This window comes from Bradyrhizobium sp. P2_E8, assembly GCF_056403875.1.
In genome coordinates this window covers 1-7,594 of record NZ_JBFUES010000298.1, presented here as the reverse complement: position 1 = coordinate 7,594, position 7,594 = coordinate 1, and the positions used below count along the sequence as shown (strand labels likewise).

General features: G+C 63.7%; 10 protein-coding genes and 1 tRNA gene. 6 read left to right on the top strand and 5 right to left on the bottom strand.

The window, feature by feature from the left end; genetic code table 11:
• A partial coding sequence (locus AC1D00_RS18040) for a GGDEF domain-containing protein (protein ID WP_477011583.1) occupies positions 1-665 on the top strand: 665 nt, incomplete at its 5' end.
• Between the two features lie 35 nt (positions 666-700).
• Complete coding sequence (locus AC1D00_RS18035; RefSeq protein ID WP_477011582.1) at positions 701-1,324, top strand: peptidoglycan recognition protein family protein; 624 nt, start codon at positions 701-703, stop codon at positions 1,322-1,324.
• Between the two features lie 119 nt (positions 1,325-1,443).
• On the opposite strand, the gene AC1D00_RS18030 is transcribed toward AC1D00_RS18035, so the two are convergent.
• From AC1D00_RS18030 to AC1D00_RS18020, 3 genes are all read right to left on the bottom strand, one after another.
• The gene (locus AC1D00_RS18030; protein ID WP_477011581.1) at positions 1,444-1,785 is read right to left on the bottom strand and encodes a hypothetical protein; all 342 of its coding nucleotides are present in this window, start codon (positions 1,783-1,785) and stop codon (positions 1,444-1,446) included.
• 417 nt (positions 1,786-2,202) lie between these two features.
• The gene (gene rpoH, locus AC1D00_RS18025) at positions 2,203-3,102 is read right to left on the bottom strand and encodes an RNA polymerase sigma factor RpoH (RefSeq protein WP_027548376.1); all 900 of its coding nucleotides are present in this window, start codon (positions 3,100-3,102) and stop codon (positions 2,203-2,205) included.
• 218 nt (positions 3,103-3,320) lie between these two features.
• A complete protein-coding gene (locus tag AC1D00_RS18020; protein WP_027548377.1) occupies positions 3,321-4,328 on the bottom strand; it encodes an RluA family pseudouridine synthase in 1,008 nt (335 codons plus the stop codon).
• Here AC1D00_RS18020 and AC1D00_RS18015 point away from each other — a divergent pair.
• The 3 genes from AC1D00_RS18015 to AC1D00_RS18005 all read left to right on the top strand — a co-directional run bounded on the left by AC1D00_RS18015 (position 4,327) and on the right by AC1D00_RS18005 (position 5,481).
• Positions 4,327-4,671 carry a hypothetical protein gene (locus AC1D00_RS18015; protein WP_477011580.1) on the top strand — a complete coding sequence of 115 codons (345 nt, stop codon included), beginning with the start codon at positions 4,327-4,329 and terminating at the stop codon, positions 4,669-4,671. The two genes, AC1D00_RS18020 and AC1D00_RS18015, sit on opposite strands and share 2 nt — an antisense overlap.
• A 57-nt stretch (positions 4,672-4,728) precedes the next feature.
• Positions 4,729-4,803 (top strand) — tRNA-Glu (locus tag AC1D00_RS18010).
• 120 nt (positions 4,804-4,923) lie between these two features.
• A complete protein-coding gene (locus tag AC1D00_RS18005; RefSeq protein ID WP_477011579.1) occupies positions 4,924-5,481 on the top strand; it encodes a DUF4844 domain-containing protein in 558 nt (185 codons plus the stop codon).
• A 288-nt stretch (positions 5,482-5,769) separates the two neighbouring features.
• Here AC1D00_RS18005 and AC1D00_RS18000 read toward each other — a convergent pair whose 3' ends face one another.
• Both AC1D00_RS18000 and AC1D00_RS17995 read right to left on the bottom strand, forming a co-directional pair.
• Positions 5,770-6,189 (bottom strand): CBS domain-containing protein, encoded by a 420-nt coding sequence (locus tag AC1D00_RS18000; protein ID WP_135177556.1) that lies wholly within the window; start codon positions 6,187-6,189, stop codon positions 5,770-5,772.
• 231 nt (positions 6,190-6,420) lie between these two features.
• A complete protein-coding gene (locus tag AC1D00_RS17995) occupies positions 6,421-6,891 on the bottom strand; it encodes an aminoacyl-tRNA deacylase (RefSeq protein WP_135177555.1) in 471 nt (156 codons plus the stop codon).
• A gap of 327 nt (positions 6,892-7,218) precedes the next feature.
• Between AC1D00_RS17995 and AC1D00_RS17990 the strand changes: the two genes are divergently transcribed.
• A partial coding sequence (locus AC1D00_RS17990) for a UPF0182 family protein (protein WP_477011578.1) occupies positions 7,219-7,594 on the top strand: 376 nt, incomplete at its 3' end.

The following is a 7,594-nucleotide window of genomic DNA, read 5'->3' as shown; positions in this document are numbered from 1 at the left end:
GTCAGACCCATGCCGTCCTGGTGCTGGGGCTCCTGTTCCTGTCGATGACGCTCAATTTCGGCTTCCTCCTGATGGCGATGGACCGGCTGCGGGGCGAGGTCGCCGACCTCGCGCTGCTCGACGATCTCACCGGTGTCGCCAACCGGCGCCAKCTGTTGCAGCGCCTGTCCGAGGAATGCGCCCGTTCGGAGCGCAGCGGCGAGCCGTTCTCGCTGCTGGTGATCGATCTCGATGGCTTCAAGACCATCAACGACACCCATGGCCATGCCGCCGGCGATGCCTGCCTCCAGCACTTCACCCTGATGGCGCAGACGCGGCTGCGGCCCGGCGACATGCTCGCCCGCACCGGCGGCGACGAGTTCTGCATCGTGCTGCCGTCCTCTTCCATGCGCGAGGCGGCCGCAATCGCCCGCCGCGTGCTCGAGGTCTGCCGTCGGGACGCCGCGGCCTGCAACGGCAAAGACATCCCGATCGCGATCTCGATCGGTGTGGCGCAATGGGATCGCGGCATCGGCCAATTCCCGGAGCGCCTGATCGCGCATGCCGATCACGCCCTCTATGCCGCCAAGAAGAACGGCAAGAACGACTTTGCCGTCTACGATCCCGCACCGCCGCTCTCGCCCGAGCCGAACGGCGCGGGCGAAGCCGTGCGCAATTTCGCCTGATGGCGTGCTAGGCTCGGGTCCGCATTGGATCCTTGATGATGATGTCTCGCCTGCTCGCGGCCATTCTCGCCGCCCTTCTGATCGTACCCGCCGCCGCAGCCGACGCCGAACTCGCAAAGCTCGCGCGCGCCTCCGGCACGCCCGACATTCCCGGCCTGAAGGTCGTCTGGCTGGCGCCATGGGGTGACGTCCGCAGCGCAAGACCCTGGCGCAACATCATCGTGCACCAGACCGAGGGGCCGGCCGGCTCGGCCCGCGGCGGCGCGGCGGAGCAGTCGAAGAACCCGACGCGGCGCGGCGTCACGGTCTGGGTCGAGACCGACGGCACGGTCTATTGGGCGGTGGCGGAGAACCTGGTGCCGACCCATGGCGACGGCGCCAACCGCAACGACAACAAGTACATCGACAACAGACCGACCTATCGCCAGGTGGTGCGCGACAATTCGATCGGCGTCGAGTTCGCCGGCAATTATCCCGATGTCGCCGCCGGTCCCACCGAGGCGCAGGTCGCGGCGTGGAAGATCCTCGTCAAGGTGCTGCGTGCGCGCTACGACATCCCGCTCGACCGCGTCTATGCGCACAACTGGATCGACTACAAGGACGCGCGCTATTGCGAAGGCTGCTGGCTCGCGACGCTGGCGAGGACATGGGGGGAGTAGCTCGCGTGTCATTCCGGGGCGCGCCGCTTGGCGCGAACCCGGAATCCATTCATCCACCAACTCTGTCGCGCGATGGATTCCGGGTTCGCGCTACGCGCGCCCCGGAATGACGGGAGCGGTTACACCGCCTCCGCCATCCAGCCGAACAACCGCCGGATCAGTCCCGGCCGCCGCGGCAGTTCCGGCGGCTCGTCCGCTGCGAGCACGCGTTTGAAGAAGTAGTCCAGGAACACCATGTCGTTCGGCTCGGTGACGGTGAATGTCTCCTCGCCGAAGAACACGCTGTAATTAAAGAAGAACGGACCCATGATCGGGATCGTCGCGGTCGACGCGTAGTCCTTGGAGATCACGAACTCCGCGGGATCGAGCCCGTGCTCGCGCATCGCCTGTTCGACCAGCGGCAGCTTGCGCATGAACTGGGCGGAGAAGCCGCCGACGGTGGATTGCAGGATGATCGACACGGCGCGTCCATTCGCTTGCTGTTGTCGGTCCGGTCTTCTTGGGTCGGTTCGCCTGACGCGCGGGTTCAAGGCCAGCGCGGTCTAAGTCAGCCAGGGGGGGACTGTGATGGTGGTCTCAAGGCTCTCCGCCAACTGTAGCCACAACCACCGCTGTCATCGCCCGGTTCAACCGGGCGATCCAGTATTCCAGAGGCCTGCGTTGGAGATCTCGCCGCCGCTACTGGCGCCGCGGCGTACTGGATGCCCCGGTCAAGCCGGGGCATGACAGCGAGTGTGGAGGTGCTGCGCACTTGGCATCGCGCAGAGAAGTTACGTCGGATCACTCAATCAGAGCATCGCCCAAACAAAAAAGCCGGCGTTGCCGCCGGCTTTTCCGTCTCTTTCGATCCGCCAATCTCTGGCGCCAGCGAAGCCCGCTTAATGCGCGGCTTCCAGCGCGGCCTGTTCCGCCCTTGCGATCGTGCCCTTGACCGCGGACTGCACCTTCTCGAAGGCGCGGACCTCGATCTGGCGGACGCGCTCGCGCGACACGCCGAACTCGGCGGCAAGGTCTTCCAGCGTCATCGGCTCATCGGCGAGGCGACGGGCCTCGAAGATGCGGCGTTCGCGCGGGTTGAGCACGCCCATGGCGCCGTTCAGCGCGTTACGGCGGTGATCATACTCCTCGTGCTCCGCCATCATGGCTTCCTGGTTGGGCGTATTGTCGACCAGCCAGTCCTGCCATTCGCCGGCTTCGCCGTCGTCGCGGATCGGCGCGTTGAGCGACGCGTCGCCACCGAGGCGGCGGTTCATGTCGATCACGTCCTGGTCCGTCACGCCCAGCCGCTTGGCAATGGTCGCAACCTGGTCGGGGCGGAGATCGCCCTCGTCCAGCGCGTTGATCTTGCTCTTCGCCTTGCGCAGGTTGAAGAACAGCTTCTTCTGGTTCGCGGTGGTGCCCATCTTCACGAGCGACCAGGAACGCAGGATGTACTCTTGAATCGACGCCTTGATCCACCACATCGCGTAGGTGGCGAGACGGAACCCCTTCTCGGGTTCGAAACGCTTCACCGCCTGCATCAGGCCGACATTGCCTTCCGAGACGACCTCGGAGATCGGCAGGCCGTAGCCGCGATAGCCCATGGCGATCTTGGCCACGAGGCGGAGATGGCTGGTGACGAGTTGGTGCGCCGCGTCGCGATCGTCATGCTCGCGCCAACGCTTGGCGAGCATGTATTCCTGCTGGGGTTCCAGCATCGGGAACTTGCGGATCTCGGCGAGGTAGCGAGAGAGGCCGGATTCTCCGTTGAGCACCGGCAAAGCAGCGGTACGGGCCATAGTTGAGCCCTCCAAGGTTCAGGCCCCCGATAGCGGCGGGCCAGGCAGACGACCGCTTTGTTAAAGCCGGCCGTAGCTGCGATGTTCCGCGTTGGTCATTTCCAACGCAGGCGCAATATACCCCATGGGGGGTCAAAAAGGGAAGGATTGCTGACGTCACGTCCCCGTGTGGCAGCTATAACTTTTTGTAATGTAACGCTTTTCCTAACGAGGCTGCGTCATAGCGCCGCTTTCAGCGTGCCCTCCAGGAGAAGCAAATCCTCCGGCAAAGGCGCCTCCCAGTGGAGTAATTCTCCGGACCTGGGGTGCTCCAATACCAGCAGATAAGCGTGCAGGGCCTGCCGCCCGAGCGCCGTCAAAGCGGCTCGCGACTCCGGGCCGAGCTGGTTGGCCTTGGTCTTGAAATGCGGGCCATAGACGGCATCGCCCATCAGGGGATGGCCGGTATGGGCGAGGTGGACGCGGATCTGGTGGGTGCGCCCGGTCTCGAGCTCGCAGGCGAGCAGCGCCGCGATTGGCTTGCCGTCGCGCCCGGCAAAACTCTCCAGGATCTCCCAATGCGTCACCGCCTCGCGGCCGCCCTGGCGCACCGCCATCTTCTCGCGCGCATACGGATGGCGGTCGATCGGCGCATCGACGGTGCCGCGATGCCGGTTCGGCACCCCCCAGGCGAAGGCCATGTAGCCGCGCCGCATCGCGCCGGTGCGGCCGTGGTCGGCGAACTGCGCCGACAGCGAGGCGTGGGCGAGGTCGTTCTTGGCGACCACCATCAGTCCCGTCGTGTCCTTGTCCAGCCGGTGCACGATGCCGGGCCGGCGCACCCCGCCGATGCCCGACAGCGTCGAGCCGCAATGGGCGATCAGCGCGTTCACCAGCGTGCCGGTCTCGTGGCCGGCCGCGGGGTGCACGACCAGGCCCTTGGGCTTGTTGATGACGATGATGTCGTCGTCCTCGAACACGATATCGAGGGCGATTTCCTCGCCCTTCGGCTCGGCGGGCGCGGCCTCCGGCACGTCGATTGTGATCGTATCGCCGTGACTGACGTGATAAGCGGGGTCGCGGATGGCGGAGGCCTTCAGGCTCACCGCGCCCGCCAGGATCAGGGCTTTCAGCCTCGATCGCGACAGGTCCGGCAGGCGCGCCGCCAGCACGCGGTCGAGCCGGGCCGAGCCCTCGTCGCCGGCGACGACAACCTCCAACCTTTGCGCAGAGCCTGAGTTTTCCATGACGACGTCTGAAACCGCTGTTCCCGAACCGACCCCCGAGCAGGCCGCGCTGTTCGCGCGGGTGCGGCGGATGATGCTGATCGCGGGGTTGACCACGGCGCTGGCGATCTGCGCCGTTCTGATCGCCGTGGGCTACCGCCTTTTCAAGTCGGAGGGAAGGGCGCCCGAGCCGGCCGGCGACGTCATCGCCACCCTGCCGAAGGGGGCCAGGATCGTCTCGACCGGGGTCGCCGGCGACCGCCTCGTGGTCACCCTCGATATCGGCGGGGTCACCGAGATCCGCACCTTCGACGCCCACACGTTGAGGCCGGCCGGAAAGCTGAAATTTGCCAATGAGCCGTAAAAGGCCCATTCGGGTCCTTGCGGCGGACAAATTTCGAGGTTATTGGCTAGCCCTCACGCTCCCTTCGTCTAGCGGTTAGGACGCGGCCCTCTCAAGGCTGAAACAGGGGTTCGATTCCCCTAGGGAGCGCCAAAAATTGCGCTGGCCATTGATATCGCTTGGCTTCTCCGGCAATTGGTCCCACCAACGAGAAATCCTTCTCCGCAAATCAAGCTACTAGGCTGTTGAACTGCGGTCGCGTAGTTTGCGCGAATGCGTCTTCTAGTTGTCGCGATCTCTGTCCTGGGCTTGGCGGCTTTCGCGTTTCTGGGCGTGCGCTTCTGGCAGTACTCCCGGCTTTGGCCCAAGCCGTCTGCTGAGGTTGTTCAACTCACGCCGGAAAAGAGCCTATTGCTGCAGCGTCTCAGAGCAGAGACCAAGTTTCAACCAAATGATTATCCCCCCTTGGGCTACACTGGCGCGGAAGCACGCGAAGATGAAGCGCGAGCAACGGCCGCGGTGAACCAGGTTATCGACGCGATCCTGGCTCAAGCCAGCGAGTCTCTCCGTGCCGAAGTGCTTATCGCCCTTATTGAAAAGGCGATGCGGGAAGTGGCGACACTTGCCACGGAGGATCGCGATCGGACTCAAGGCTATTTGCTGGAGATCTGGTACATCCTTGGCTTTAAAGGTCCGACTGGGCTCTTCGCTTACGGCTCTGCCTACCCTAAACCCGACGGCTTTGGCGAACCGCTTCCACCGGGCTGGATAGCACCAGACAAGCCACGTCCGATCGGCGATCAGGTGGGACATTCCCGACAAAAAGCATAACGATCCTGTAGAACGATCTGGTGTCCCACTTTTCCGTAAGCCATTGGTTCTATTGATTTGGCAAAGTCCCCTAGGGAGCGCCAAATCCCCCCGATAATTTGCGACGTTGTACGATGTACGATGCTGCTCCGGCCCGGGAGCGCCTTGTCGCGCAATAATTGATCCATCGCGCATCGTATCGGCGAGGTTTGCTGCTCTGCGCACGCCGATTGACCAATTCGCAGGCGGTCGGCCGGGCGACCTGAACCGCCGGATGGCACGGGCAAATCGACGTGCGCTCGCATCGTTTCAGTGATGCGCCGAAACACTCCTGACGGTCTCGCTCAGCATATCACCTGGCGCGGAACGGCTGAGGTCACCCAGGCTGATGATGCCGATCATCCGCTTGCTCTTGTTGATCACCGGCAACCTGCGGACCTGCAGCTTCTCCATATGATGCATCGCCTTTGCGAGGTCATCGTCCTCCCGGCAGCAATGGATGCCTTCAGTCATCACATCGCGCGCCGTCGCGCGGCCGAGATCGAAGCCGTGGCTCGCGAGCCCTTTGCAGACGATATCGCGGTCGGTCACCATCCCGACCAGTTTGTCGTCCTCGCCAACCGGAATGCAGCCGATGTCATGCGCCCGCATCAATTTGGCAAGCTCGGTGAGAGGCGTGTCGGGGCTGACCCAGTCGACACCCTTGTGCATCACGTCTTTGACCTTCATGGCGAGCCTCCGTTGGTGGGTTTGAAGTGCATTGATGCAACGCGGCAGCCCCCATTCTCTGAATTGTACAACCGATCGGGCACGAGATCGCAGCACAAGGCATCATTCCCCGGCCGTCCGACCGGACGAGCGCAGATGTTGTCGCCGTCACCCTCCCCAACACCTAACAGCGACGTCGCGACCCGAGTTCCCGCCCAGGATCGCAAAGGCAATGGGCAGTCTCCAAAATCCTCAGTCGTGCGCGCTAAAACGCCCGTGCGGCGCATTGGCCGTCAGGCGCGCAAACTGCGCGTTCCCCATATGAAGCAGCGTCTCGTGATCGCCGGCTTCCATGTAGATGTCCGGCTGCGCCTTGATACTGTCATCGACGATCGTATCCAGCCCGTAGCACTTGCCGACGGCAGGTACTGCACCGTGTGCACAGTCGCTGAACAGCCGATTGATCTCGGTTTCATCGGCCATGTGGACGTTGTCGCCGAGCTCTGTCCTCAGTTCCGACAGGTGGAGGTGGTGCGATGCGGGCAAGACGGCCAGCACGTATTCGCCGTCGCGCCGCAACACGATGCCCTTGGCTAGGCGATCGCCGGGGATGTGGCATACCTCGGCCGTGCGAGCGGACGTCATGCTGAGTTCGTGCGGGATCACCTCGTATTGGATGTTCTCAGCGGCTAGGTATTTCTGGAGCGTGGGAGCAATGGCCATGACATCACCTCCGATGCTGGATGCAAACGATCCACCGTAGGCGCTTCCCGGCAGGCTCTCGCCATACGATGGGCGGCTGCCTGACTATAGACCCAACTGGGTCTTCCATCCGCAATTATATGCGAGCTCGCAGTCTTATTCGGGATAGCGCGCCACTTTGCGCCGTTCCGCGATCCCGACGATGCGGGTTCGAGGACCCGCGTCCTCGCCTCGAGGCGCTCATCCCGGCCGTGAAATCGAGCGGCGGGCGTCGCTCATTTCCGCTATAATGAAACCATGACGATCGGGATTACCGGACCCGGACGCAAGGTACCAAGGCAAAGTGCCGTGGCCAGGCTCATCGTTGCGGCCATCGTCATTGGGACCTGCCTCATCCTGCTCGCGCTCGCGAGCGACCTCCTGGTCGGCTGGCTGTGGTTTTCCTCCATCGGCTATCTGCAGGTTTTTTGGACGACAGTCGGCGCCGAGGCCGTCGTCTTTCTTGCTGTCTGGACGACAACCGCCGTCATCCTTTGGTTGAACGGATGGCTCGCACTGCGCTTTGCCCGACGACGGCCGCCGCAGCCTGTCGCCGCGCCGGCGCAAAGCGCCGCGGGCAACGTGCAACCGGATCTGCTTGCGCTGGTGCGCGATCAACTGCCGTTGCCCCGGTTGATCGCAGGCGGTGCAGCTTTGCTCGCTCTTCTTGTTGCTCTTCTTGTTG